Below are 24,485 nucleotides of genomic sequence, written 5' to 3'. Positions count from 1 at the left end.
CAAAGGCATCCTGGATCGGACCCGCCCACCTGTCGCCATGGATGCCGCGAATCCTCTTCAGCAACTGCTGCTCCGCGGCCTGGGCACCACCACCCTCGTTGCTGAGCGTCTGCGCGGCGTCACCCAGAACTGGGTGAGCAGTGGCCGGCTGGATCCGAACGAAGCGTCCGCATTGGTGGACGACGTGCTCAAGGCCCTGCGCGGGGAAACCCCCGAACTGGAACAGCAGATGGGGCGCAACCTGGAACGCAACCGCGACAACCTTCTCCAGGACTTCGGCGTTCCAAGCCAGAAGGAAGTGGATGAGCTGCGCGGCCGCATTGATCGCCTCGAGCAACAGCTGCGGCAGATGAACCGGCCTGAATGAACGCCGACGCCGCGGACCGGAGGTCAGAATCAGCGCAACAGAAGCCTTTCCGTGCGCGACATCATCATCAGCACAACGGTCTGTGTGGCCTGCCTGCTCCTGGCCCTGGTCAGCCAGATCGTGGCCCCCTCCACCGTTTCCGCAGCACCGGCGCAGCCTGCTGCCGTTCGCAGCGAGGCTTCGAAACCCCAGAAGGCGTTGAGCTTCGAACTCGACCCTGACGACCCCAACCCGACTCTTTTCGCCATGGCCAACGATTCCGCTCCTGCCGACGCCTCAGCCCTCGGCGGCCCCCTCGATGCACCAGACACCACCATCACCGCCAGTGGTCTGAAAATCATCGAGCTGGAGGTGGGCAGCGGCGACGAGGCCAACCCCGGCCAAACGGTGGTGGTGCACTACCGCGGCACCCTGGAAGATGGGCAGCAGTTCGATGCCAGCTACGACCGGGGAACCCCCTTCAGCTTCCCCCTCGGGGCTGGCCGGGTGATCAAGGGTTGGGATGAAGGCGTCGCCGGGATGAAAGTGGGCGGCAAGCGCAAGCTGGTGATCCCTTCCGACCTCGCCTACGGAAGCCGTGGCGCCGGTGGTGTGATTCCCCCCAACGCAACCTTGATCTTCGAGGTGGAACTGCTCGACGTGAAGAAGTAAGCGGAAGCTAGGCTCATCTCAAGCCAATTCCGCTCTGAACCGATGCTGAGCTCGGCCCTTTCCTCCCTTGCATGTGCCCTCCCTGCCCCCGTGGCAGAAGCCCACTGCGATGGTCCTTGTGGCGTGTACGACCCGGCTTCCGCTCGCGTGGCAGCCGAAGCCGTGCTTTCGATGACCAAAAAGATGAAGGCGATGGAAGCTCCCGCAGCTGGTGACGCCGCTGCCCTGGCTGCTTACAACAACACCTTCGGCCGCTACGTGGCCATCAAGGAAGAGGAAGCACAGAAGACCAAGAAAGAGCTGTTGATCCTCTGGACCGACTACTTCAAGCCCGATCACCTGGCCACCTTCCCCGACCTGCATGACACCTTCTGGAAAGCAGCCAAGCTCTGCAGCGCCTGCAAGGTGAATATCGATCAGGCCAAGGCTGAGGAACTGATGGCCGCCGTTGAAAAAATCCACGGCATGTTCTGGCAGTCCAAGGGCCGTTCCGACGCCTGGGTCACCGCATCCTGAGTTCAAACAGAACCAATCCTCCCATCGCAGCAGCAGGTCTTCGCGACCTGTTGCTGCTTTTTTGTGGGCGACGTCTGCTGCTGCGCATCGAAGGACGATCGATGCAACCCACCCTTGAACCGGGAGACCGGGTTTTGGTCAGACGGCTGGGACAGAAGGCCGCACCCAGCCTGGGATCCGTGGTCGTGACCTGGCATCCCCAGCGAAGCGAGCTGCGCCTGATCAAGCGCCTCAGCCGAGTGGACAGCACAGGACTTTGGTTGCTGGGAGACAACCCCGCTGAAAGCACCGACAGCCGCCAACTCGGAGCGGTGCCAGCCAACCTGTTGATTGGTGAGGTGGTGGGCCGGCTCCCGCTCGGGGAATCAGAACAGAGCCGGTGAGGTCTTCTGCAGCCAGATGGCCCCGGTGATGATTGAGAGAGCACCCGCACCGCCCACGAGGAAGGGCATCAGCCGGGCACCGCTGCGGAGGGTGAGAAACGAGACAACCGACACAACGGCCACCATGGCGCCGATGGATCCAAGCAAGTAAGCCACGAGGTAGCCCACAGCGGCATGGGGAGGCAGGGCCAAAGCAGGGATCACAGCCAGCAGGTGACTGGCCCCCGCCAGTCCATGCAGCAAGCCCAGGCCCGAGGAGGCATGGACGTGGCGACGGTGGTTGCTGGCGCCGCGCACATGCAGATGGAGATGACGATGCTCGGCGGCACCATCGTGGCGGTGCTCATGGGTGTGCAGTTCCAGCCCGAACGCCGTGCGCACGGCCAGAGCACCCACCACAAGCAGGGCCACGCCCACGAGGAATTCCGCCCAAGACGACATGGCCTCCACATGGGCCAGGTCTTTCAGACCGATGGCGATCAACGCCAGAACCACAACTCCTGTGGAATGACCAACGCCCCAAGCCAGGGCATGACGAAAGGCGGCCCATGGCTTGCTCAGGGAGAAGGGCGCCATTGCCACCAGGTGATCAGCACCACCCACCACATGAACGGCCCCGGCTGCAACACCGGTCAAAACGCTAATCAGCACAAAGAACCGCCTGAATGTTGCAATTGTGCATCAGCAGTGGAAGAGGAACGGCCTTAACCGGGCTGGATCAACTGCACCAAACCAGCTTCAACATCCGGCTGCCGCATCAGGGCTTCCCCCACCAGCACAGCCCCGGCACCGGCGGCTTGCACGCGGTCGAGATCAGCCCGACTGAACAGACCCGATTCACTCACCAGCAGCACCCCCTGTTGGTTCAACCGGTCGTTGAAGTCGACCAGCAGCCGTTCGGTCGTGGCCAGATCCGTCTCGAAGCTGGTGAGATCACGGTTGTTGATTCCAATCAGGGGGAAGCCACCAATGCTCAGCACACGGTCCATTTCGGTAGCGTCGTGAACCTCCACCAACACGGTGAGGCCCAGAGCCGCCGCAGCCTTGTTGAGATAACGAAGATCCTGATCCGAAAGGATGGCAGCAATCAGCAGCACCGCGTCAGCCCCGGCCGCCCTGGCCTGGAACAGCTGATAGGGGCTCAGCACAAACTCCTTGCAGAGCAGAGGTAGGTCTACGGCCTGACGCACCTGCACCAGGACATCAAAGCCACCCTGGAAGAAGGTTTTGTCGGTGAGCACCGAGAGGCAGCTTGCACCGCCAGCGGCGTAGGCCTTGGCGATCGCCACCGGGTCGAAATCCTCACGGATCACCCCTTTGCTGGGGCTCGCTTTTTTCACCTCAGCGATCACCGCAGGTTTCGTGGCGGCCGCCTGAAGCGCCCCCAGGAAATCCTTGGTGGGTGGAAGCTTGGCAATCTGCTGCTTCAGGTTGTCGAGGGGAACCTTGTCGCGGGCGGCATCGATCTCACGATCTTTTTCCCAGACAATCTTCTCGAGGATGTGACGCGGTTCCTCGTCGTCGTGGGGCACCGCATATTCGAGATGGGCCACCCGCACCTTGGGGTTGGGGGGACGACGGCGGATCTCCATGGAAGAGGGAAAAGACTGGAACGAAAAATTGGGACGGGATCAGGCGGCCAGCTGGGCGGCAGCTTGCTTGTAAGCGACCTCCACCACCTCGCTGAGGGTCGGGTGGGTGTGCACTTCGGTGGCGAGCTGACGCACGCTCTGGCGCCGGGCAACGGCATTGGCCACCTCCTGGATCAGGTCGGCGGCGTGAAGTCCATAGATGTGGGCGCCAAGCACTTCACCACTGGTTTTGTTGAACAGCAGCTTCATCAGGCCATCGCTGTCCAGCTCAGCAAGAGCTTTGGAATTGGCCTTGAAGTAGCTGCGAACGGAACCAAGCTGGAAGCCATCCTTCTCCGCCAAAGTTTTGGCATCCGCCTCAGTCAGGCCAACAGAGCTGATCTCGGGATGGGTGAAGGTGGCTGCCGGAATGCTGCGGTAATCGATCTCGCGCGCATGGCCAAGGATGTTGTCCACCGCAACGGTGCCTTGGGCAGCAGCCGTGTGGGCCAGCATCAGCTTGCCGGTCACATCGCCGACGGCCCAGAGATGGGGAACAGGTTGGCCGTTCACCAGAACGCGCATGGCGTCGTCGATCGGGACGAAGCCACGGTTCGTCTCCACATTGAGCGACTCCAGATTGAGGCCCTTGCTGCTGGGAACACGCCCTGTGGCCACCAGAACGGCATCCACCTCAAGGGTCTCCACCAGTTCACGGCTGTTGAAATCAGCCAGTTCGACCTGCACGGGACAGCCCGGGGTGACCTTGCGGGCCAGCAGACCGGAACGCGCATCGATATCGCGACCATCAATCAGATGACGCCCAGCGATCTTGGCGATGTCGGGATCAAAGGTGGGCATCACCTTGTCCATGGCCTCGATCATCGTCACCTCGCAACCGAGGGCGGTGTACACATCAGCGAATTCAAGGCCGATGTAACCGCTGCCGATGATGGCGATCCAACGGGGCAGCCATTCCAGGTTGATGGCTTCGTCGCTGGTGAACACCGTGCGGCCATCGGTTTCGATGCCCGGCGGCACAAAGGGATCAGACCCCGTGGCGATGATCACATCCTTAGCGGTCAGCACCCTGTCCACCCCGCTGGGCTCCCGCAGCCCCACCTTCTGGCTGCCCTCCAGACGGCCGTGGCCTCGGAGGATCGTCACCCCTGCCCGCTCAAGGGTTTTGGTGAGGTTGGTGCGAATGGTCTGAACTAGCTGATTGGCGTGATCAGCGATCTTCTGCCGCTCGAACCGCACAGGAGCAGCATGAATTCCAAAGCTCGCGAGGTGCTTGTCGTCTGCCAGTTCCCGCACTTTTCCACTGGCAGCCAGCAGCGCCTTGGAGGGAACACAGCCCCTGTTCACACAGGTGCCACCCATATCTCGGGATTCAACGATCGCCGTCTTCAGGCCGTGTTCGGCGGCATGTTTGGCAGCGTCGAAGCCGCCGTAGCCGGCTCCAATAACAATGACGTCGAAGTCGAAGCTGGCGTCGCTCACCCGAACTGCTGCGATGTGGCGGTCATTGTCGCTCTTCGCCGCTCCAGAAGGAGAGGAACAGCGGCAGACGCCACATTCAGGGATTCCACCCGTGCGCTGTGGGGGAGCGTGACGGCATGGGTGCAGCAGGCTTGCAGGTCCGGATGCAGACCTGCCCCCTCGGTTCCCAGCACCAGCGCCGTCGGCAGCGTCCAGTCGAGATCCCAGTAGGGAACAGGGGGGTCAGCCTTGGTCGCATCGGGCACAAGGGTGGCCACCACCTGCACACCCAAGGCCACCAGCTGCTTTAGTTCCTGCTGAAGCTGTGAAATCGCCATCGCTTCGCTCGGGCCAAAGCGTTGATGCGGCAGCTGAAGCAGAGCACCGGCAGAGGCCCGCAACACCTTCGTGCCGAGGGGATCAACACCAGCTCCCATCCAGACCGCATTGACGTCAGCCGCGAGGGCTGTGCGCAGCAATGTGCCCAGATTTCCAGGATCCTGAATCCGATCCAGGACAAGGAGAAAATCCAGCTCTGGAGGGACAGTGGGCAGTCGATCCAGGGGGCTCAGGCAGGCAACACCATCGGGTGTGACTGTTGTGAGCGCAGCCCGCAACACCTCATCGGTGACGATCCGCCATCGCGCCTGAGAACAACGTGCAGCCAGGGCCGAATGACCTTGCAACCAGGCTTCGGTCGCGATGATTTCCTCGGGCGCGTTGCCCTGCCTGAGAACTTCCTGCAACAGGTGGGTGCCCTCAAGAAGCATCAGCCCCTCGGCCTCTCGCCCCGCACGGGTGGCCAGGGTTCGCAGCCGTTTGACCAGGGGATTGCGTCGGCTGCTGATCAGGGGAGAGGAGGAATCCAGGGAACGACTCAGAACGCTGCGTGTTTACGCACGTTCAGGCCTTTGTGGACGCTCAGATTTTCGCCTTCCAACTCAAGGCCGTTGATGGCTGCGATCTCCCCCTTGATTCCCTCCGCCGCAAGGTTTTCGATGATCTTCTTGATCACTTGATCCTCAACGGTGGTGTGATCGATGGAATCAGGAGTGAGCAGCTCAAGGAACTTGCCAACCTTGGAAGCAACAACTTCCGAAGCATTGGAGATCTTGAGAACGATCATGGTTGTCGAGAGCTGCTACCCGACAAAGTTAGTGCGGATGGGGAGACTTGAACTCCCACGATGTTGCCACCACTAGTACCTGAAACTAGCGCGTCTACCAATTCCGCCACATCCGCTGGCGTGTCGTGTTCGACCGGACGAACATAGGGCATCGCCGGTCCGTGGCTGCCCCGGCCCCGCAACAAACTGTCCAGTTTGGACGCCGGCCGTCTAGACGGTCTCAAAGACTGTTGCCAAAATCCGGACATAGGGGATCAGCTCATTGATGATGGCCGTTGCAGAAGCGTCTCAGGAGAGTCTCAAGCAACGCCTCAATGTCAGCGGCGGACACGCCTTGAAGGGAACGCTTCGCGTCAGCGGTGCGAAGAACTCCGCCCTGGTGCTGATGACAGCCAGCCTCCTGAGTGAGGAGACCATTGAGCTGACCAACATTCCCTCTCTCACAGACATCGATGGCATGAGCGCCATCCTCGAAGCTTTGGGGGTTCAGGTCGACAGGCAGTCGGACTGCATTCGCCTCACCGCCGCCGAGCTCAGTGGCTCGGCCCCTCCCTACGAGCTGGTCAACAGCCTTCGCGCCAGTTTTTTCAGTATTGGCCCCCTGCTCGGACGCCTGGGACACGCGCGGGTCCCCCTTCCAGGGGGTTGCCGCATCGGGGCTCGTCCCGTTGTCGAACACATCCGCGGTCTGAAAGCCCTCGGTGCCGTCGTCAACGTGGAGCACGGAATTGTCACGGCCTCAGTACCCGGCAGCAAAAAACGCCTGACAGGCGCCCAGATCGTGCTCGACTGCCCCAGCGTTGGCGCCACCGAAACCATTCTGATGGCAGCGGTGCTGGCCGATGGGGTCTCCACCATCGAAAACGCTGCTCAGGAACCTGAAGTGCAGGACCTGGCCAACCTGCTCAACAGCATGGGAGCCCAGGTGAGCGGCGCTGGCGGCCCGGTAATCACCGTTCAAGGGGTGGAGCGGCTCCGTGGTTGCACCAAATATTCGGTGATCCCGGATCGCATCGAAGCCGGAACGTTCCTGATGGCGGCCGCCATCACGCGCTCACCACTGGTGGTGGAGCCCGTGATTCCCGAGCATCTCAGCGCTGTGATCCAAAAGCTTCGCGATTGCGGCTGCTCCATCGAGATCAAGGGGAGAGCCGTGACGATCACCCCCGGCGAGATCACGGCCGTGGACATCACCACCCAACCGTTTCCCGGGTTTCCAACCGATCTTCAGGCACCGTTCATGGCCCTGATGTGCACCGCGAAGGGCATCAGCGTGATCAGCGAGAAGATCTATGAAAACCGGCTGCAACATGTGGCCGAGCTGCAGCGCATGGGGGCATCGATTCGGCTCAAGGGCAGCACAGCCATCGTTGAAGGCGTGGCTCAGCTGAGCGCGGCGCCCGTCATCGGCACCGACCTCCGTGCAGCCGCTGCCATGGTGCTGGCTGGCCTCTCCGCCAAAGGAATCACCGAAGTAGCTGGTCTGAAGCACCTTGATCGGGGCTACGACGACCTCGAAGCCAAGCTCAGCGCTGCCGGCGCTGAGGTGAAGCGCAACATCCTCTGAAGAGGGTCCCTTCAATCAATACAATCCCTGAGCGGGAGCCTGGCGGAATTGGTAGACGCAGCTGACTCAAAATCAGCCGGCCACTGGTCTTGGGGGTTCAAGTCCCCCGGCTCCCATCCCTCCGCCGTCATGAACACCTACGGCCGTTTCCCTTTGGCTCTGGCCAAGGGAAAGGGCTGCTGGGTCAAGGACACCCAAGGGCGGCGCTACCTGGATGCTGTTGCTGGCATTGCCACCTGCACCCTGGGCCACAGCGACATGGCCATGCAGCGGGCTCTGCGCAAGCAGCTGGGACGGCTTCAGCATGTGTCCAACCTCTATCAGATTCCGGAACAGGAAGAGCTGGCCAGCTGGCTGGTGCGCAACAGCTGTGCCGACAGCGTCTTCTTCTGCAATTCCGGCGCCGAAGCCAATGAGGCCGCGATCAAGCTGGCGCGCAAGCACGGCCATCAACGGCGCGACATCGAACAGCCGGTGATCCTCACGGCAGCAGCCAGCTTCCATGGCCGCACGCTCGCGGCGGTCACCGCCACCGGTCAACCCAAGTACCACAAGGGTTTTGAGCCCATGGTGACCGGATTTGATTATTTCCCCTACAACGATCTGAAGGCCCTCGAAGCCCTAATCAACCGCTACGAACAGTCCGGTCCCTCGATCGCGGCCGTTCTGGTTGAACCCCTGCAAGGAGAGGGTGGCGTCAACCCTGGAGACCGCACTTTCTTCTCACGCCTGCGCGAGATCTGCACGGAGCGAAACATCCTGCTGATCCTTGATGAGGTTCAGGTGGGCATGGGGCGGAGTGGCCGCCTCTGGGGTTATGAGCAACTGGGGATCACCCCTGACGCCTTCACCCTGGCCAAGGGCCTAGGCGGTGGTCATGCCATTGGTGCCCTGCTGGTGAACGCGTCAGCTGATGTGTTTGAACCCGGCGACCATGCCAGCACCTTCGGTGGGAATCCCTTTGCCTGCCGGGCGGGGTTGACGGTGGCCACCGAAATCGAACGACGAGATCTGCTGACCAACGTCACAGCCCGAGGCGAACAACTGCGCGACGGGCTCCAGGAGCTTGTGAACTGTTTCCCCGAGCACCTGCAAGGCGTGCGGGGCTGGGGCCTGCTGCAGGGCATCGTGATCCGGGAGGGCAGCAGTTGGACGGCCCCCGCGCTGGCGAAAGCCGCCATCGACCACGGTCTGCTGCTGGTGGCGGCCGGCCCCTCGGTGCTGCGCATGGTGCCCCCACTGACCATCAACAAGCGCGAGGTGCGCGAGCTGCTGCGCCGTCTGGCGGCAACCCTCTCCAGCCTCAGCTGAGTGGACGAGCTGTCTGATCTGATCCCACGCTTCGACCTGCGTGGCATGGATCTGCAGTTGGATCGCATGGATGCGGCCCTGCACGAGCTCAACCATCCCTGTCGGACGATTCCCGCGATTCAGGTGCTGGGGACCAACGGGAAGGGATCCATCGTCAGCTTTCTGGAATCAGCCCTCTGTGCCGCCGGCCTCCGCTGCGGGGTCACCACCTCCCCTCACCTGGTGAGCTGGTGTGAACGCATCCGGATCCAGGGGACCCCCATTGCGATTGAAACCCTGCGCAGCCGGTTGCAGGCGCTCCAGCCCCTGAACGAACGGCATCGGCTCACCCCGTTTGAACTGCTGGTGACCGCCGCCCTGCTGGAGTTCCACCGGCACGCCTGCGACCTGCTGGTGCTGGAAGTGGGGCTGGGGGGACGGCTTGATGCCACCACGGCCCATCCCTGCCGTCCTGTGGTGGCCGTCGCCAGCATTGGGATGGACCACTGCGAGCACCTGGGACACAGCCTCACCGCCATCGCAAACGAAAAAGCGGCAGCGATCCCGCCTCAGGCCACCGTTATCAGTGGCGCCCAAGCCCCTGAAGTGCAGGAAGTCCTGGAAACAACCTGCCGCACTCAGCAGGCCACGCTCCACTGGGTGAAGCCGCTGAATTCAAGCTGGCAACTGGGCTTGCCCGGCGCCATTCAGCGCAGCAACGCCGCTGTGGCCCTCGGTGCCTTGCAAGCCCTCTCGGGCCTGGGCTGGTCGTTGCCTGAGGCGATGATTCAGGAGGGCTTCGCCACCGCCCACTGGCCAGGTCGCCTGCAAACCGTGCATTGGGGCGTCCACACGCTTCGCCTCGATGGAGCCCACAATCCACCAGCCGCAGTGCAGCTGGCCGAAGAACGCAGCCAGTGGAGTGGTGCCTGCAACGGTGTTGTTTGGATCCTGGCGATTCAGGCCCATAAGGACGCTGTCGCCATGCTCCAGACGCTGCTGCAACCCCAGGACCAGGCCTGGATCATTCCGGTGCCGAGCCACAGGAGCTGGAGCCGGTCGGCCCTCCTCCAGGCACTGCCCCAGCTCGAGCACCAGCTGCAGGAGGCCGACGGCCTCGAAAGCGTGCTGCACCAGCTCAGCAGCAATGGATGGCCGACACCTATGCCGATTGTTGCCGGATCGCTGTATCTGATCGGTGACCTGTTCGCTCGCGGCGTTGTAACGGCAGAGTAAGCACAGCTTGGGCGTGAACTGTGCTGCGAATCTCCCGGTTGCTGGGCCTTCTCCTGTCCCTCCTGCTCATGGCAACGCCGGCCCCGGCCCTGGACACCTCAGCTGGGGTGGGACTGCAGGATCGTGCCCTGTTCCAGGAAAAGGTGGACTACACGCTCACCAACCAGAGCAACGGCGACTTCGAGGGGCAGAACCTGGCCAACACATCCTTCGCCGGAGCCGTGGGCCGCGGAGCGAACTTCCGGGGCGCCAACCTGCATGGCGCGATCCTCACCCAAGGGGCCTTTGCCGAAGCTGATTTCCAGGGAGCTGACCTCTCCGACGCCCTGATGGATCGCGCCGACTTCGTCGCCACCGATCTACGCAATGCCGTGCTGACGGGGATCATTGCGTCGGGCAGCAGCTTCAGCAACGCTCAGATCGAGGGGGCCGATTTCACGGATGCCCTGCTCGATCGTGATGATCAACGCCGGCTGTGCAGCGAGGCCGATGGCATCAACCCCAGCACCGGAGTTTCCACCTTCGACAGCTTGGGCTGCTGATCCTCAGGAGCGCTCCTCCCAACCTCGAAGCTTTCCGGGATTGAGCAGGCCCTCGGGATCAAAGCGCTGCTTGGCCGCCACCTGATCGGCATCGATGACGCCAAGGCCGCCGTCTTCCACGGTGATCACGTGGGGGTTGAACAAGACGGCACCCGCGGCCCTGCAGTCGTCCATCAACCGGTTCAGCTGATCTGCCCCCTGCCAATGCACGAGCGGCAGAGCCGCCAGCCGAGGACAGCCCTGCTGACGCACAAGCTCGAGATGCCAGAGCAGGGCATCACCCCAGCGCTGCTTCAAGGCCGCCATCGCTGGGGCCTCCGGTTGCGGCAACAACATCTGCAGGTAGGTCCATCCCGGCTCTGAAGCCCGCACATGCAGGGTGGTGTGGTTCCAGCTCAGCTCGCGCAAGCCATTGCCGCCGGAAAGATCCTCAGGGCCGAGATCCCGCAGGATGGCGCCAGCTGACTGCGCCATCCGTTGCAGGCTGTTGAGCCCATCGGGGGCAACGAGCAACAGCAGCCGGTGCGCCGAGACGGCAGGACCACCCCAGCTGGGCATCCGGGGCAACAGCGGCTGTTCCAGCAGGCTCGCCAAATGGAGATCCAAGGCCGAGGCAGCGATCCGTTGCATCAGCTCAATCGCCTGCTCCCAGTGCTCGCAGTCCACGCTCACCTGGTGCCAGTTGACCGCTGGAGCTGTGGCCAGGCTGAGGGCCGTGATGATGCCGTTGGTGCCGTAGGCGTGATTCAAAGCCTCCGCATCCATCTCGCCGAGTTGATGGCGCCGGGCATCGGGGCGTAGCGGCACGATCTCCAACCCGAGCAGATGACCTGGATCCCGCAGGAAGCCCCAGCGCAGGGAACCGATGCCCCCAGAGCCCCCTGCCACAAAGCCGCCAATGGTGGCGCTGCGCCAGGTGCTGGGCATCAAGCGCAGCTGGCGTCCATGGCGGCGCAACTCCTGATCCAGATCGCGCATCACACAGCCCGGTTCCACGGTCACCACCCCGGTAATCGGATCAATCAAGCGGATCTGCCGCAGGGCCGTGGTGAGCATCACCACGCCGCCCTGCAGAGGCACACACTGGCCGTAGTTCCCTGTCCCAGAGCCGCGCAGGGTTAAGGGAACCTGGTGCTCGGCGCAGGCCGAAGCCAGCCGTTCAACGGCATCCACCGTGCGCGGACGCACCACCAACTCAGCACGGCAGGCCTCCAGCCGCGGCGTCAGCACGGGGGAGTACTCAAAGGCGTCCCGGGAATGGCGCTGCAGCTCCCCCGGTTCATCCAACAACTCCAGTTCCGGATCAACGCTGAGGGCTTGCCGCAGGGCAATCAAGGCTTCGGCGCGACCCATGGCGTGGCGGAACACTGGTCAGGGTCTAGCGCCTGGCGACGACTGCCAGTGGCCGTCCACGAGAACCTGACGCTGCGGAGCAGAACGGATCAGGTCCGACCATCCCTGGCCCTCCATGCTGATCAGATCGGCAGGAGCGCCGGCCCGCAGCACCCCATCCCATTCCAGTTGAAGAATGGCCGGCGGTGCCGTGGTGAAAGGGGCCAGGCCCAGACGCTGCCAGGGCAACAACTGAGTCAACGGAATCGATGCAGCCAGCAGGGCCAAGGGGTCGAAGTCGCCTCCCGGGAACCAGGGATCGGCCACGTTGTCACCCGCCACCGCCACAGGAACACCGGAACGTTGCAACTGACGGATCGGGGCCTGCGGACGCTGGAGGGGGGTGGCATCGTCCGCCCGTGCGAGCAACCAGGCATTGGTCAGGGGCAGGGCAATCACACTGAGCTGCGCTGCTGCCATGCGCTCTGCCAACCGCGCCAGAGAGGACGCCGGCAGAAGGGAAAGACTGCTGGCATGGCTGCAGGTGACGGGAACCTGCACCGGCACGCGCTGCAGGGCCTTCAACAGCTGAACCATGCCCTGCGCCGCACCGTGATCCGCCTCATCGATGTGGAGATCGACGCCGCAGTTGTGGCGATCAGCCAGGCGCAACAACACCTCCAACTGCTCCGTGACCACGGCCGATCCACAAGGAGGTGTCAGAACACCACCAAGGCAGCCGCCACTGGCGGCCACACGACGCGCCAGAGCATCCGCTTCAGCTGAACACCAGAATTCCAAGGGCACCAGCGCCACCAGCTGCAAGTCGATGCGGCGGCGCCAGCGCTGCTGCAGGGTGAGCAAGGCATCCCAGCTGGGCTCAGCGCCAGGGCCACCACTGTCCACATGGCTGCGCATGGCCCGCAGCCCATGGGCGAATGCTCTCTCCATGGCGCGTTCTCCGCGTTGAAGCACGCAGGCCACGGTTCGGGAGCTGTGCTCCCGCAGGTTGGCCTCCAGGGCACCCCCGTAGCTGCCGCTGAGGTTGGGATGCTCCTGCCAGGTGTAGGCCTTGTCCAGATGGACATGGCAGTCGACCAAGCGCGGCAACACCATTCGAGACGGTGGCACGCGTTCGGCAGACAGGGGCTGGGGCTCCCGCAGACGCCCCTGCTCCCAGGCCAGGCACACGGGCGTCAGCCCTTGCTTCTCAACCTCCGGCAAGGACGTTGAAGGGGCGAAATCCAGCAGTCCCAGGGGCGCCCAGGCCTCAAGGACGCCACTCCCCGGCTTGGACTCAAGCGACGGGACGTCCATCACCGCTCAGCACCGTTGCTGGCATCGGTGCTGAGGACCACGAAACGACCGGCCACACCAAGGCTGAGCACTTCAAAACCAGGCAGGCGCAGACCGGGCAGCATCTCCTTCCTTTCCATCCGGGTGGAATACAGACTGGCCACCAACAAGTTTCGACGGGTGGTGAACTGACCCGCCAACGCTGCCAGTGCATCCCGCTGGGAGGCAATCAGCTCAGGGCAATTGCGAATCCAGAGACGCAGCACCATCGGCAGGGTCGGCTCGTCGCACAGTTCCTTGGTGCCGAACCGGACCAGCTGATCACCAGCGTGAGCTTGATAGTCCTCCAATGACGGGTTGGACACCACCAGCGAGAGCACCCCGACCGCTGCAATCTTCCCCGCCAACATCGCCAGAGCAGACCGACCTTGCGGACGCGATGAAGGGGACACCAGGCAGGCTGCAGCTCGTGTTGGTAGATTCTCACGGACGCGGCGGGCGTCGCCAAGTGGTTAAGGCAGCGGCTTGTGGCGCCGCTATTCGGGGGTTCGAATCCCCTCGCTCGCCCTCTCAACAACTCAACAAAGCCCTGAGAAGCGGTTCTGCTCCCCAGCGGATCGGATCTGTGCAGGGCAGACCCAGCGTCTGGCGGATGCGCTCTACCTCGTCTCGAGCCTGAGCCTCATCAAGGCAGGCGGTGTTGAGGGCGACAGCGGCCACCTTGGCTGGCTCAGCAGCCCCATCAGGCCGCGCCCAGCTCGCCAGGGATTCGGTGGTGGCCACCAAGGCCTCAAGGCTTGGAAGCGGGATCTGAGGCAGTCGATCGATGGTCTGCTGTGCTGCTCGATGCACGAGCAACAGGGCCGTCGGCTGCGTGCCCCGCAACAGGGGCAACGTGGCCGTGGAGGCCGGATGGCAGAGCGATCCCTGACCCTCCACCAGCACAAGACCCTGCTCCGGCAGAACCGCCGCCGCGCGAAGCACCGCCGCCTCCACCGCACCGGCGGCGTAATCGACGCGCACAGCATCCAGGGCGACCCCTTCTCCGCTGATCAGAATTCCGGCCTGCCCTGTGCCCACAAAGCGCGCGGGGATCCCGGAGCGCTGGGCTGCCTCCAGGAGAGACAGGCATGCGCTCATCTTGCCGACAGCCATATCGGTGCCAATCGCCAGAAGGCGCCGGCAGGGAAGCTCTGCGGCGCGTGCCTGGCCAACGTTGAGGCCTTCCGGCTCCCGGCGCAGATCCCAGATCCAACGGTCGCGCCAGCAGGCGTCTGCCAGTTCGGGATCATCGGCCAGGCGGGTGTGGAGCCCGCTGGCGAGATGAAGGCCTGCGCGCAGCGCCGCCAAGGCGTCGTGGCGAACAGGATCAGGCAGCCGCCCCCCCGAAGGAGCCAGGCCCACCACAGCAACCTCAGGCTCGTAGGGCAGAGCAGCAGACAAGTCCGCCACCACCGGCACATCACGCTCGATGCCGGTGACGCGTTGCAGAGATTGGCCCGCATGGTCGGGGTCGATCACCGCGACGATCGGTCCAGCACGGTGTCGGAGCATGGCCAGACCGGTCTTGCCGGTGAGGCTGGCCAAACCACCGTGCTGGAGCAGCACCAACCGCATCTCCCGAAATCCCGACGGCGCTTGAGTCCCGCTCATCACGCTGCAGTGCTTCCTGCCTGGCGGATCCCCAATCCAGCCATCGCCGAAGGCCGCAGACGATCGTCCTGCAACTCAAGGCCAACAAAGGGGTCATCCACCATGTTGAGATGGCTGTCGAGATCCGGCCAACGAATCAGAGGCAAGATCTGGGCCGCTGCACCGTTCAACAACGAACTGTCGGAGTAGCAACCCACCATCAGGTCCAGCCCCTTCTTCTGCGCCACTTGGGCCATTAGCAAGGCCTGACTGAGCCCCCCGGTCTTGAGCAGCTTGAGATTCACGCCATCCACCACTGGGGCCAGGCGCAGCAGATCCTCCAGATCCCAGCAACTTTCATCCGCCACCAAGGCCATCGGACAGTGCGGGTGCAGCGCCGCGAATCCCGCTGTGTCCTGCGTGGGATCCAGGTCTGGAGCCAGAGGCTGCTCCAGCAGCACCACCTGGTGTGCGGCCAGGGGCTCCAGCATTTGCCGGGCCTGAGTCACGGTCCATCCGCCATTGGCATCCACCTGCAGTTCGATGGCCACACCCTGCCGCTGGGATCGATCCGTGATGGCCTGAGCCACCGCCCCCAACAGGCTGAGGTCGTGGTCCAAGCCGTCGGGGCTACCCAGCTTGAGCTTCACCCGCGTCGCCGGCAGCTGCGTCCACCAGCGTTCGAGACGATCCAACACGGCATCCACCGAAGCCAGTCCCAGGGTGACGCTGGTGGCCACACCCTCGGCTGGGTCCAATCCCCAGAGCCGCCACAGCGGATGGCCGAGCCGTTGCCCATGCCAGTCCCACAAGGCCAGGTCGATGGCACAACGGGCCGGGGGACTCAGGGATGCAAGCAGGGGCTCAAACCGTTGCGGACGGTGGGGATCCAGAGCTTCCAGTTGCGGCAAAAGCCCCAGCAGTTCCTGTTCCACAGCCTCAAGGGCAAAGGCTCGGTGGCCGGTCTCAAATCCCCCGGTCTCGCCGCGGCCCACCAGCCCATCACGTTCCAACCTGAGCTCCAACCGCACCACGGCAGCTGTGGTACCCCTGCTGATCGTGAGGGGCACGGCCTTGGTGAGCGAAAACCGTGTGAGGGCCCAGCCCATCGCCATCCGGCTGTCAATCTCCAAACTGACACAACACCGCTGTGACTCACACTGAGAAGGCTTGAGCCAGAGATTTGGTCGCCTCCGCCCCCCTCGCCACTGACGCCACCGCCAACCCCCAGCGCGGCAGCTACTGGATCACCACGTTCGGCTGCCAGATGAACAAGGCGGACTCCGAACGGATGGCGGGAATCCTGGAGGCCATGGGCTATCGGGAGGCGTCAGCCGAACTGGATGCCGATCTGGTGCTCTACAACACCTGCACCATCCGGGACAACGCCGAGCAGAAGGTTTACAGCTACCTCGGCAGACAGGCCCAGAGGAAACGCAGCAACCCCAATCTCACCCTGGTGGTGGCGGGCTGCGTTGCTCAGCAGGAGGGCGAGTCCCTGCTCCGGCGGGTGCCGGAGCTGGATCTGGTGATGGGACCGCAACACGCCAATCGGCTTGAAACCCTTCTGCTGCAGGTGGACAGCGGTCAGCAGGTGGTCGCCACCGAAGACCACCACATCCTTGAAGACATCACCACGGCCCGCCGGGACAGCAGCATCTGTGGCTGGGTGAACGTGATCTACGGCTGCAACGAACGTTGCACCTACTGCGTGGTGCCCTCCGTGCGCGGCAAGGAACAATCACGGCTGCCCCAGGCGATCAAGCTGGAAATGGAGGGTCTTGCCGCCCAGGGCTACAAGGAGATCACTCTGCTCGGCCAGAACATTGATGCCTACGGCCGCGATCTGCCGGGCATCACGCCGGAGGGTCGCCGCCAACACACCCTCACGGATCTGCTCCATCAGGTCCACGACGTGGAGGGCATTGAACGGATCCGTTTTGCCACCAGCCATCCGCGCTACTTCACCGAGCGGCTGATCGATGCCTGTGCCGACCTGCCCAAGCTCTGCGAACACTTCCACATTCCGTTTCAGAGCGGGGACAACGACGTGTTGCAGGCCATGGCCCGGGGCTACACCGTTGAGCGCTACCGGCGGATCATCGACCGCATCCGTGAGCGCATGCCCGATGCCTCCCTCAGTGCCGATGTGATCGTTGCCTTCCCTGGCGAAACCGATGCGCAGTACCGCCGCACCCTCGATCTGATCGAAGAGATCGGTTTCGATCAGGTGAACACAGCGGCCTATTCACCCCGGCCCAATACCCCTGCAGCCCATTGGGACAACCAGCTGCCGGAGGAGGTAAAGGTGGAACGCCTGCGCGAAATCAATGCCCTGGTGGAACGCTGCGCCCGCAAGGCCAATGCCCGCTACGAGGGGCGCACGGAAGAAGTGCTGGCAGAGGGCATCAACCCCAAGGACCCATCGCAGCTGATGGGGCGAACCCGCACCAATCGCCTGACCTTCTTCAGCTCCACCGGAGCGGATGGTCGTGCCTACGAAGCGGGCGATCTCGTGCCGGTGCGCATCGATGCGGTGCGCTCCTTTTCACTCAGCGGCAGCCCCCTGCCCCACTGAGCACAACGCTGATACCTTTGGCGCTCCCACCGCTCAGGGGTCGCCGCATTCATGCCGTCCAGTCCCATCACGGTCGGGCTCGTCTTTGGAGGCCGCTCTGGAGAGCACGACGTGTCGATCCGATCTGCGGCGACCGTCGTCCGAGGCCTGCGCAGCGGGCAGAACCGAGAGCGATACACGGTGCAGCCGATCTACATCGACCGTGATGGTCGCTGGTGGGGAACATATCTGTCCGAGGCAACCCTGGCCTCCGAAACCGCACCGGAGCTCAACTCACCTCTGCCCCCATCAGGATTCCAGAGGTTCCCGGAGGGATGTGATGCGGTCGAACTCTGGTACCCGGTGCTGCATGGTCCCAATGGAGAAGACGGCACCATTCAGGGGTTGTTCCAGCTGACCGGCAAACCGTTCGTTGGTGCCGGCGTGCTCGGCTCAGCCGTCAGCATGGACAAGCAGGCGATGAAATCTGCTTTCGCCAGCGCCGGGCTGTCCCAGGTGCCCTATGTGGCCCTGCACGCATCCGAACTCGAGAACGCGATCAGCCGATCGGCCCTCATGGATCGGATTGAACGCGAACTGAACTACCCCTGCTTTGTGAAGCCCGCCAATCTCGGCTCCTCGGTGGGCATCAGCAAGGTGCGTTCCCGCCAAGAACTGGAAGCAGGCCTCAATCAGGCTGCAGCGCTCGATCCAAGGCTGGTGGTGGAGCAGGGCGTCAACGCCCGAGAGGTGGAATGCGCCGTCCTGGGGGGACGCATGCTCGAAGCGTCGGTGATCGGTGAGGTTCGTTTTGATGCGGACTGGTACGACTACGAGACGAAATACACCGCAGGGCGCAGCACCACGTTGATTCCCGCTCCACTACCCGATGAAGTGGCTGACCGCATCCGCGCCCAGGCCCTGCAGGCCTGCGCTGCCGTGGGCGTCAACGGCATGGGTCGGGTGGATTTCTTCTACGACGACGCCAACGATCAGCTCTGGATCAACGAAATCAACACCCTGCCTGGTTTCACGGCCCAGAGCATGTTCCCGATGCTCTGGGCGGCCAGCGGCGTAACACTCGAACAGTTGGTGCACAAACTGATCCAAACCGCAGGAGAATGAACGCAGCGTCCTTCGCCTAACCCATGAGCCACGGACTGCTCTGGTTTCCTCTGCTGCTGGCCTTTGTGCTGCTGGCTTCGCTCGGATGGCTGGAACGGCGGCGCCAAAACCTGTTTCGCACCTGGGCCGAAGGCTCCGAACTCGCCAAGCTCGATGGTTGTGGTGGTGCCCGTCTGAAAGACGGTGAACTGCACTGGAGCAGCTTCGAGGCGGGAAGTTTTCAGGATCAGGGCTCGTTTGACGTCTGCAAACTCGAGCTTGTGGAGCTGATGTCGCTGGCATCCGGTGATGCGCCCCTCACCGACGAATCCCAGGGGCGTTGTCGGCTGCGCCTCATCGGGAAAGATCTGCAGATGGATGTGCCCTTCTCTGATGCCGACCGTGCGCGCAGCTGGGGTGAGCAGCTGATGGCAAGGGCCCGATGCGACCTGTGAGCCGGGTCTCGACCAACAACAAATCCTCCCAAAGGCCGGTTTCCGCGCAGGTCGCCCGGCGCCGGGACTTGCGCCGACAGCGCCGCCAGACCCTGTTGCTTCAGCTCTGGCGCTTTGTGGCCTTGCTGCTGCTCAGTGGCGGATTCAGCTGGATCTTGCTGCGCCATGGCTGGACGCTGCGGAGCCCTGAGGCAGTGATCCTGACCGGTGGTGCTGACCTTGAAACCAATCAGGTGATCGAGGCGGCCAAGCTTCGCTTTCCCTCACCCCTGCTGGAGGTCAGTCCGAGGGAGCTGGAACAACAGCTGGTCGGGGTCTTACCGGTTCACAGCGCTCACGTGCAGCGCCGGATGTTCCCCGCTCGCCTCGTCATCAGCCTGAAGCCGGAGATTCCCATCGCACGCGCTGAGCGTCGGGGACCCGCTGGACGGGAACGGGGGCTGCTCAACGCCGCAGGTGAATGGATTCCCCTGAGCGACGCCGTAGCAGATCCGCTCACGGAGATCATGGTGCGCGGCTGGAATAGCACGCAACGCGATCAGGTCGCTGCGCTGCTGCAACAACGGAATCGCTTCGCCGGGATGCTGAAAGCCATCGTGCTTGATCCCGACGGCAACATCAGTCTGATCACCACCGAGCTTGGCCGGATTGATCTCGGTGGCGAACCGGCCCTCTTAAACACCCAGATCGAAACGATCCTCCATCTGAACCGGACGTTGCCAAAGCACCTGCGCGGGGCCCATCACAGCAGCCTTGATCTCAGCAATCCGGACCGCCCGGAACTGCAACTGCCGGCGCCACCCGCCCCCAAGCAGCCCAAAACTGAACCCTGAAACCTTCGGGTGGAAAATCTGGAGACCACAACCTCAGCTCCTGGTTTGTGATCTGTTGAAGCCGAGACAAGGCTTCAGGGACATAATGCAACGCAACCACACGGTTCTGCCTCGACGATGGAGATGGTGAGCGGCTCAGGGTCTTTCACGGCAGCTGGTATCCAGCCCAGCCAGTCCGCCCGCATCGAGGTCATCGGCGTTGGGGGTGGCGGCAGCAATGCCGTCAACCGAATGATCCTCAGCGACCTTGAGGGGGTTGGATACCGCGTTCTCAACACCGATGCCCAGGCCCTGATCCAGTCGCAGGCCCAGCAACGGCTGCAGTTGGGGCAGACCCTGACCCGCGGACTGGGTGCCGGCGGCAACCCCACCATCGGCCAGAAGGCAGCTGAAGAATCCCGCACGGATCTGCACGATGCACTGCAGGGCTCAGATCTGGTGTTCATTGCCGCTGGCATGGGCGGTGGAACGGGGACTGGTGCAGCACCAGTGGTGGCCGAAGTGGCCCGTGAAGTCGGTGCTCTCACCGTGGGCATCGTGACCAAGCCGTTCAGCTTCGAGGGCCGTCGTCGCATGCGTCAGGCTGACGAAGGCATCGCTCGGTTGGCGGAACACGTTGACACCCTGATCGTGATCCCCAACGACCGCCTGCGTGATGCCATCGGCGGAGCTCCCCTTCAGGAAGCCTTCCGGAGTGCGGACGACGTCCTGCGCATGGGCGTCAAAGGCATCAGCGACATCATCACCTGCCCGGGCCTGGTGAACGTTGACTTTGCTGACGTTCGCTCCGTGATGACCGAAGCAGGCACAGCACTGCTGGGCATTGGCATCGGTTCCGGTCGCTCAAGAGCAGTGGAAGCAGCCCAAGCCGCGATTGCAAGCCCGCTGCTAGAAACCGAGCGCATCGATGGCGCCAAGGGCTGTGTGATCAACATCAGCGGTGGTAAGGACATGACCCTGGAGGACATGACCACTGCTTCCGAGGTGATTTACGACGTTGTCGATCCCGAAGCCAACATCATCGTGGGCGCTGTGGTGGATGAGGCCCTCGAAGGGGAGATCCACGTGACGGTGATCGCTACAGGCTTCGAGAACAAGCAGCCGTACCGCAGCGAGCGCAGCCGCTCCGTGCCCGGAATGCTGAATCGTGGGGAGCCCGAAGAGAACGGCGCCCGCATTCCTGAGTTCCTGCGTCGCCGTCAGCAACAGGACAACGGAAGCTTGTGAGATCGCTGTCAGACCCCCGGTCTGACAGCTCATTTGAATGTGGTGACCCGGAACCCACGCCTGCCCTGAGCATCCCGTGTGGCTGCTCCCTTCCGGTCCTGACCAGATTTGGGCGTCAGAGCCGCATGGGCCCGAATCGGCCGAATGCTAGCAATGAGCCCCCGAGGGGTTCTGAAGCTGCATGCGTCCTTCTGATCTGACCCGCTTCAAGCAGAAGGGCCAACCCATCGCCGTGCTCACCGCTTGGGACAGCCTCTCTGCAGCTCTGGCCGAGGCCGCCGGTGCAGACGTGCTGCTGATCGGTGATTCACTGGCGATGGTGGCGCTGGGCCATGCCACAACACTCCCGGTGAGCCTGGACCAGATGCTCCATCACACCCAGGCAGTCGCCAGGGGATTGACGGCCATGCCGGCCGATCAGCCCCTGCTGGTCTGTGACCTGCCCTTTCTCAGCTACCAGTGCGGCGAAGACCGCGCCGTGGCGGCTGCAGGGCGTTTATTGAAGGAGTCCAGCGCAGCGGCGGTGAAATTGGAGGGGGCGGAACCCGAGGTTGTCGCCGTAATCGACCGTCTTGTGCGCATGGGCATTCCCGTGATGGGGCATCTGGGCCTCACCCCGCAGGCCGTGCATCGCCTGGGGTACAGGCGCCAGGCCACGGACGCCATCAGCCAGGAACGCCTGGTCGATCAGGCGCGCACCCTCGAGCAGAAGGGCTGCTTCTCGCTGGTGCTGGAACATGTTCCTGCCGAGCTGGCGTGCCGGGTGCAGCAGGCCCTGACCATCCCGGTGATCGGCATCGGGGCAGGTGACGGCTGCGACGGCCAGGTGCGCGTCACCGCAGACCTGCTGGGGCTCACCGCCAAACAACCTCCCTTCAGCCCAGCGCTGGTGGATGGCCGCCGCCTGTTCATCGACGCGTTGAAGGGTTGGGTCCAGCAGACCCGGAACAACACTCTTCCCACCACAGAATCACCTCAATCAGCACCTGATTGCTGAGGGCCATGCCCTCGGGGTCGGTGAGGCACCAACGGCCTGCCCGCTGCTGCAGCCATCCACGCTCAACGAACGGTTGCCAGCGGCGCACCAGGGCATCGGCATCAAGACCTTGAAGGGTCACCCCTTCCCGGCGCCGCAGACCCACCAGCAATTGATCATCCAGGGGGAGTCCAGCCTCGGCGACTGATTCCTCAGGAGGATGATCCAGCCATTCCGCGTAGGCGGCGCGGGTGCGGGGTCGCGCCAAACGCACCCCCCAGGGTGCTGATGTCGCTCCCATGCCAAAACCCCACCAGCCGGCACCGCTCCAGTACACCCGGTTGTGACGGGAGGCATGGCCCGGACGGGCGTGGTTGGAAATCTCGTAGCGGCTGAGTCCAGCAGCCGACAGCCGTTGTGTGGTCCGCTCCATCAAGGCAACGGCCAGGTCGTCCTCCGGCAACTGCAACAGGCCAAGCGTTCGTTGGCGATCAAACACCGTGCCCGGCTCCACCGAGAGGTCGTAAATCGAGAGATGGGGAGCCTGACTGGCAATGGCCTGATCCAACTGCGCATCCCACCCGGCCAGGGTCTGGCCCGGGAGGTTCTGGATGAGATCGAGACTCCAGGACCGAAGCGCGCCATCGCGCCAGGCCTGAACCAGCCAGTCGATCGCCGCATGGAGGTCACTCTGGCGATGCCGACGCCCCAGCTGCTCGAGCACCGCATCATCAAAGCTCTGCCCCCCCAGGCTGATGCGGTTCACGCCATGGGCCAGAACGGAGGCCAACTGCGCGGCATCAAAGGTGGCCGGATCCATCTCCAGGGTGATTTCCGCACCCGGTTGAAGACCGAATTTGTTGGCCAAGGCATCGATCAGTGCTCCGATCTGATCGGGGCACAACAGCGATGGCGTTCCCCCGCCGATGTACACGGTGGATAAGGGAGGACCCCCTGGGGCAGAGGCGATTTCCCGATGCAGCAGGCTGAGGTACTCACGGATCGAGCGACTGCCAGGCCCATCCTCGGCGCGGGCTTGGTCCCCCAGGGGAACCACGGCGAAATCGCAGTAGTAACAGCGCCGGTGGCAGAAGGGAATGTGGAGGTAGGCGCTGCGGGGCGGGATGGGATAAGGCATGCTTCTGGCATCCGGATCGAGCTGCCACGACCTGAACCCATGGTGGATCCGCTCATCCTGCTTCTGTTTGTGGTTTCCGGTGCAGCTGCCGGGTGGATGGGGATTCACTTGCTGCCCGACGGCCTGGTGAGTGCAACCACCAATGCTGAACAGTTGCGTCTCCAGCTCAGCGGAGCTGGCGGTGGCATTGGCTTGATCGCAGGCCTGGTGTTCAAAAAGCTGCGGGTGCGCCTGATGCAACAGGTGCGCACCATGCCCACTGATCTGCTGGTGAGCCGGGCTGTCGGCCTGATCCTGGGGTTGCTGGTGGCCAACCTGCTGCTGCTGCCTGTTCTGCTGCTTCCGTTCTCCGGAGGAATTGTTCTGCTCAAACCCCTTCTGGCGGTGGTGAGCAATGTCTTTTTTGGCATTCTCGGAAGCAACCTGGCGGAAGTTCACGGCCGCACGCTGCTGCGCCTGTTCAATCCCGCGAGCACGGAGGCGCTGCTGGTGGCTGATGGGGTGCTGACCCCCGCCACGGCCAAGATCCTGGACACGAGCGTGATCATCGATGGCCGGATCCGCGGCATGCTCGCCTGCGGATTGCTGGAAGGGCAGGTGATCGTTGCCGAATCGGTGATCGATGAAATGCAGCAGCTGTCGGATTCCACCAACATCGAAAAGCGGGCCAAGGGCCGACGTGGCCTGAAGCTTCTGAAGGATCTGCGGGAAACCTACGGGCGGCGGTTGGTGATCAACAGCACCCGTTACGACGGCAAGGGAACGGACGACCGATTGCTGCAGTTGGCATCCGATACCGGCGGCACGCTGGTGACCGCAGACTTCAACCTCGCGCAGGTGGCCCAGGTCAAAGACCTGAAGGTGATGAATCTGAGTGAGCTGGTGATCGCGTTGAGGCCTGAAGTGCAACCCGGCGACGAGCTCAAACTCAAGATCGTGCGAGAGGGCAAGGAGGACAGCCAGGGTGTCGGCTACCTCGATGACGGAACGATGGTGGTGGTCAACGAGGCGAAATCGCTGATCGGCCAACGCAAACCTGTGGTGGTGACCGGTGCCCTGCAAACCCCAACCGGCCGCATGGTGTTTGCACGGTTGGACGAGAACGATGCATCAACCGACACCAAGCCCTCATCCAAATCGAAAAGTCAGGGAAAACCGGCCAAAACCAGCAACCGCAAGCCCGCTGACCCCGGCTAGGCTCGCC

Annotated in this window: 26 protein-coding genes, 3 tRNA genes and 1 other RNA gene; 17 read left to right on the top strand and 13 right to left on the bottom strand. The window is 63.3% G+C overall.

Translation table 11 applies throughout. The annotated features are described in order from the left end of the window. The first annotated feature begins 37 nt into the window (after positions 1-37). Genes DXY04_RS06310 through sodX form a run of 4 tightly spaced genes read left to right on the top strand, consistent with a single transcriptional unit; the run spans position 38 to position 1,917 of the window. A complete protein-coding gene (locus tag DXY04_RS06310) occupies positions 38-367 on the top strand; it encodes a phasin family protein (RefSeq protein ID WP_006850663.1) in 330 nt (109 codons plus the stop codon). Positions 368-418: 51 nt separating this feature from the next. After that, complete coding sequence (locus DXY04_RS06305; protein ID WP_115161432.1) at positions 419-1,018, top strand: FKBP-type peptidyl-prolyl cis-trans isomerase; 600 nt, start codon at positions 419-421, stop codon at positions 1,016-1,018. 42 nt (positions 1,019-1,060) lie between these two features. Continuing rightward, positions 1,061-1,534 carry a superoxide dismutase, Ni gene (gene sodN / locus DXY04_RS06300; RefSeq protein ID WP_115161431.1) on the top strand — a complete coding sequence of 158 codons (474 nt, stop codon included), beginning with the start codon at positions 1,061-1,063 and terminating at the stop codon, positions 1,532-1,534. Positions 1,535-1,584: 50 nt separating this feature from the next. Continuing rightward, entirely contained in the window at positions 1,585-1,917 is a 333-nt protein-coding gene (gene sodX, locus DXY04_RS06295) for a nickel-type superoxide dismutase maturation protease (RefSeq protein ID WP_115161430.1), read from the top strand. Here the strand turns inward: sodX and DXY04_RS06290 are convergent. The 6 genes from DXY04_RS06290 to DXY04_RS06265 form a co-directional block, all read right to left on the bottom strand. Then, positions 1,900-2,568, bottom strand: coding sequence for a hydantoin utilization protein A (locus DXY04_RS06290; protein ID WP_115161429.1), 669 nt, complete (start codon positions 2,566-2,568; stop codon positions 1,900-1,902). The genes sodX and DXY04_RS06290 overlap by 18 nt on opposite strands. Positions 2,569-2,621: 53 nt before the next feature. Next, positions 2,622-3,509, bottom strand: coding sequence for an indole-3-glycerol phosphate synthase TrpC (gene trpC, locus DXY04_RS06285; RefSeq protein WP_115161428.1), 888 nt, complete (start codon positions 3,507-3,509; stop codon positions 2,622-2,624). Between the two features lie 39 nt (positions 3,510-3,548). Further along, positions 3,549-4,991, bottom strand: coding sequence for a dihydrolipoyl dehydrogenase (gene lpdA, locus DXY04_RS06280; protein WP_115161427.1), 1,443 nt, complete (start codon positions 4,989-4,991; stop codon positions 3,549-3,551). Beyond that, positions 4,988-5,821: an RNA methyltransferase gene (locus DXY04_RS06275; protein ID WP_115161426.1), complete on the bottom strand. Its 834-nt coding sequence runs from the start codon at positions 5,819-5,821 to the stop codon at positions 4,988-4,990. The genes lpdA and DXY04_RS06275 overlap by 4 nt, the downstream gene beginning before the upstream one ends. A gap of 26 nt (positions 5,822-5,847) precedes the next feature. Beyond that, the gene (locus DXY04_RS06270) at positions 5,848-6,096 is read right to left on the bottom strand and encodes a hypothetical protein (protein WP_115161425.1); all 249 of its coding nucleotides are present in this window, start codon (positions 6,094-6,096) and stop codon (positions 5,848-5,850) included. A gap of 32 nt (positions 6,097-6,128) precedes the next feature. Beyond that, a tRNA-Leu gene (locus DXY04_RS06265) sits at positions 6,129-6,212 on the bottom strand. A gap of 149 nt (positions 6,213-6,361) precedes the next feature. On the opposite strand from DXY04_RS06265, the gene murA reads away from it, so the two are divergent. From murA to DXY04_RS06245, 5 genes are all read left to right on the top strand, one after another. Next, positions 6,362-7,663 carry a UDP-N-acetylglucosamine 1-carboxyvinyltransferase gene (gene murA / locus DXY04_RS06260; protein ID WP_115161424.1) on the top strand — a complete coding sequence of 434 codons (1,302 nt, stop codon included), beginning with the start codon at positions 6,362-6,364 and terminating at the stop codon, positions 7,661-7,663. 33 nt (positions 7,664-7,696) lie between these two features. Then, positions 7,697-7,779: transfer RNA gene (locus DXY04_RS06255), tRNA-Leu, on the top strand. Positions 7,780-7,792: 13 nt separating this feature from the next. Continuing rightward, complete coding sequence (locus DXY04_RS12315; RefSeq protein WP_179948483.1) at positions 7,793-8,974, top strand: aspartate aminotransferase family protein; 1,182 nt, start codon at positions 7,793-7,795, stop codon at positions 8,972-8,974. Beyond that, positions 8,975-10,189 (top strand): folylpolyglutamate synthase/dihydrofolate synthase family protein, encoded by a 1,215-nt coding sequence (locus DXY04_RS12310; RefSeq protein ID WP_179948482.1) that lies wholly within the window; start codon positions 8,975-8,977, stop codon positions 10,187-10,189. It begins immediately after the preceding gene. A gap of 68 nt (positions 10,190-10,257) precedes the next feature. Continuing rightward, positions 10,258-10,731 carry a pentapeptide repeat-containing protein gene (locus DXY04_RS06245; RefSeq protein ID WP_244278601.1) on the top strand — a complete coding sequence of 158 codons (474 nt, stop codon included), beginning with the start codon at positions 10,258-10,260 and terminating at the stop codon, positions 10,729-10,731. A gap of 3 nt (positions 10,732-10,734) precedes the next feature. Here DXY04_RS06245 and DXY04_RS06240 read toward each other — a convergent pair whose 3' ends face one another. From DXY04_RS06240 to DXY04_RS06230, 3 genes are read right to left on the bottom strand one after another with little or no spacing between them, the layout of a single operon-like run. After that, positions 10,735-12,084, bottom strand: a complete 1,350-nt coding sequence (locus DXY04_RS06240; protein ID WP_115161422.1) for an FAD-binding oxidoreductase — start codon at positions 12,082-12,084, stop codon at positions 10,735-10,737. A gap of 18 nt (positions 12,085-12,102) precedes the next feature. After that, complete coding sequence (locus DXY04_RS06235) at positions 12,103-13,380, bottom strand: amidohydrolase family protein (protein WP_115161421.1); 1,278 nt, start codon at positions 13,378-13,380, stop codon at positions 12,103-12,105. After that, complete coding sequence (locus DXY04_RS06230) at positions 13,380-13,769, bottom strand: DUF4359 domain-containing protein (RefSeq protein WP_115161420.1); 390 nt, start codon at positions 13,767-13,769, stop codon at positions 13,380-13,382. The genes DXY04_RS06235 and DXY04_RS06230 overlap by 1 nt, the downstream gene beginning before the upstream one ends. An 84-nt stretch (positions 13,770-13,853) precedes the next feature. Here DXY04_RS06230 and DXY04_RS06225 point away from each other — a divergent pair. Next, positions 13,854-13,926: transfer RNA gene (locus tag DXY04_RS06225), tRNA-His, on the top strand. 3 nt (positions 13,927-13,929) lie between these two features. Here DXY04_RS06225 and DXY04_RS06220 read toward each other — a convergent pair. Both DXY04_RS06220 and DXY04_RS06215 read right to left on the bottom strand, forming a co-directional pair. Continuing rightward, positions 13,930-15,012, bottom strand: coding sequence for a DUF1611 domain-containing protein (locus DXY04_RS06220; protein WP_115161419.1), 1,083 nt, complete (start codon positions 15,010-15,012; stop codon positions 13,930-13,932). Next, the gene (locus DXY04_RS06215) at positions 15,012-16,100 is read right to left on the bottom strand and encodes a dipeptide epimerase (RefSeq protein ID WP_170951356.1); all 1,089 of its coding nucleotides are present in this window, start codon (positions 16,098-16,100) and stop codon (positions 15,012-15,014) included. The genes DXY04_RS06220 and DXY04_RS06215 overlap by 1 nt, the downstream gene beginning before the upstream one ends. 74 nt (positions 16,101-16,174) lie before the next feature. Here DXY04_RS06215 and miaB point away from each other — a divergent pair, with 74 nt between their 5' ends. The 5 genes from miaB (at position 16,175) to ftsZ (ending at position 21,167) form a co-directional block, all read left to right on the top strand. Next, positions 16,175-17,569 carry a tRNA (N6-isopentenyl adenosine(37)-C2)-methylthiotransferase MiaB gene (gene miaB / locus DXY04_RS06210; RefSeq protein ID WP_115161417.1) on the top strand — a complete coding sequence of 465 codons (1,395 nt, stop codon included), beginning with the start codon at positions 16,175-16,177 and terminating at the stop codon, positions 17,567-17,569. 51 nt (positions 17,570-17,620) lie between these two features. Then, a complete protein-coding gene (locus DXY04_RS06205) occupies positions 17,621-18,673 on the top strand; it encodes a D-alanine--D-alanine ligase family protein (RefSeq protein ID WP_115161416.1) in 1,053 nt (350 codons plus the stop codon). Positions 18,674-18,696: 23 nt separating this feature from the next. Continuing rightward, entirely contained in the window at positions 18,697-19,107 is a 411-nt protein-coding gene (locus tag DXY04_RS06200) for a hypothetical protein (protein WP_114988446.1), read from the top strand. Positions 19,108-19,175: 68 nt separating this feature from the next. Next, on the top strand, positions 19,176-19,940 hold the full coding sequence (locus DXY04_RS06195; RefSeq protein WP_244278600.1) for a cell division protein FtsQ/DivIB: 765 nt from the start codon (positions 19,176-19,178) through the stop codon (positions 19,938-19,940). 117 nt (positions 19,941-20,057) lie between these two features. Then, entirely contained in the window at positions 20,058-21,167 is a 1,110-nt protein-coding gene (gene ftsZ / locus DXY04_RS06190; RefSeq protein WP_115008739.1) for a cell division protein FtsZ, read from the top strand. A gap of 40 nt (positions 21,168-21,207) precedes the next feature. Here ftsZ and ffs read toward each other — a convergent pair. Beyond that, positions 21,208-21,305: signal recognition particle sRNA small type (ffs, locus tag DXY04_RS06185), an RNA gene on the bottom strand. Between the two features lie 43 nt (positions 21,306-21,348). Here ffs and panB point away from each other — a divergent pair. Further along, on the top strand, positions 21,349-22,164 hold the full coding sequence (gene panB, locus DXY04_RS06180) for a 3-methyl-2-oxobutanoate hydroxymethyltransferase (protein ID WP_115008738.1): 816 nt from the start codon (positions 21,349-21,351) through the stop codon (positions 22,162-22,164). Here panB and hemW read toward each other — a convergent pair. Then, positions 22,076-23,281, bottom strand: a complete 1,206-nt coding sequence (hemW, locus tag DXY04_RS06175; RefSeq protein WP_115161415.1) for a radical SAM family heme chaperone HemW — start codon at positions 23,279-23,281, stop codon at positions 22,076-22,078. The genes panB and hemW overlap by 89 nt on opposite strands. A gap of 39 nt (positions 23,282-23,320) precedes the next feature. Between hemW and DXY04_RS06170 the strand changes: the two genes are divergently transcribed. Further along, the gene (locus tag DXY04_RS06170; RefSeq protein WP_115008736.1) at positions 23,321-24,478 is read left to right on the top strand and encodes a PIN/TRAM domain-containing protein; all 1,158 of its coding nucleotides are present in this window, start codon (positions 23,321-23,323) and stop codon (positions 24,476-24,478) included. The last annotated feature ends 7 nt before the right edge of the window (positions 24,479-24,485 follow it).

It is taken from the genome of Synechococcus sp. UW86 (assembly GCF_900474085.1).
GTDB lineage: Bacteria > Cyanobacteriota > Cyanobacteriia > PCC-6307 > Cyanobiaceae > Parasynechococcus.
This window is presented reverse-complemented; position numbering and strand designations above follow the sequence as displayed.

Bases quoted from the DNA above. Each gene is read 5' to 3' on its own strand.
- hemW (WP_115161415.1), bottom strand. From the start codon at position 23,281: ATGCCTTATCCCATCCCGCCCCGCAGCGCCTACCTCCACATTCCCTTC.
- panB (WP_115008738.1), top strand. From the start codon at position 21,349: ATGCGTCCTTCTGATCTGACCCGCTTCAAGCAGAAGGGCCAACCCATC.
- DXY04_RS06240 (WP_115161422.1), bottom strand. From the start codon at position 12,084: ATGGGTCGCGCCGAAGCCTTGATTGCCCTGCGGCAAGCCCTCAGCGTT.
- DXY04_RS06230 (WP_115161420.1), bottom strand. From the start codon at position 13,769: ATGTTGGCGGGGAAGATTGCAGCGGTCGGGGTGCTCTCGCTGGTGGTG.
- ftsZ (WP_115008739.1), top strand. From the start codon at position 20,058: ATGGAGATGGTGAGCGGCTCAGGGTCTTTCACGGCAGCTGGTATCCAG.
- DXY04_RS06270 (WP_115161425.1), bottom strand. From the start codon at position 6,096: ATGATCGTTCTCAAGATCTCCAATGCTTCGGAAGTTGTTGCTTCCAAG.
- DXY04_RS06205 (WP_115161416.1), top strand. From the start codon at position 17,621: ATGCCGTCCAGTCCCATCACGGTCGGGCTCGTCTTTGGAGGCCGCTCT.
- sodN (WP_115161431.1), top strand. From the start codon at position 1,061: ATGCTGAGCTCGGCCCTTTCCTCCCTTGCATGTGCCCTCCCTGCCCCC.
- DXY04_RS06170 (WP_115008736.1), top strand. From the start codon at position 23,321: ATGGTGGATCCGCTCATCCTGCTTCTGTTTGTGGTTTCCGGTGCAGCT.
- DXY04_RS06215 (WP_170951356.1), bottom strand. From the start codon at position 16,100: ATGGGCTGGGCCCTCACACGGTTTTCGCTCACCAAGGCCGTGCCCCTC.
- DXY04_RS06200 (WP_114988446.1), top strand. From the start codon at position 18,697: ATGAGCCACGGACTGCTCTGGTTTCCTCTGCTGCTGGCCTTTGTGCTG.
- DXY04_RS06235 (WP_115161421.1), bottom strand. From the start codon at position 13,380: ATGGACGTCCCGTCGCTTGAGTCCAAGCCGGGGAGTGGCGTCCTTGAG.
- DXY04_RS12315 (WP_179948483.1), top strand. From the start codon at position 7,793: ATGAACACCTACGGCCGTTTCCCTTTGGCTCTGGCCAAGGGAAAGGGC.
- DXY04_RS06310 (WP_006850663.1), top strand. From the start codon at position 38: ATGGATGCCGCGAATCCTCTTCAGCAACTGCTGCTCCGCGGCCTGGGC.
- trpC (WP_115161428.1), bottom strand. From the start codon at position 3,509: ATGGAGATCCGCCGTCGTCCCCCCAACCCCAAGGTGCGGGTGGCCCAT.
- DXY04_RS06245 (WP_244278601.1), top strand. From the start codon at position 10,258: ATGGCAACGCCGGCCCCGGCCCTGGACACCTCAGCTGGGGTGGGACTG.
- murA (WP_115161424.1), top strand. From the start codon at position 6,362: ATGATGGCCGTTGCAGAAGCGTCTCAGGAGAGTCTCAAGCAACGCCTC.
- DXY04_RS06220 (WP_115161419.1), bottom strand. From the start codon at position 15,012: ATGAGCGGGACTCAAGCGCCGTCGGGATTTCGGGAGATGCGGTTGGTG.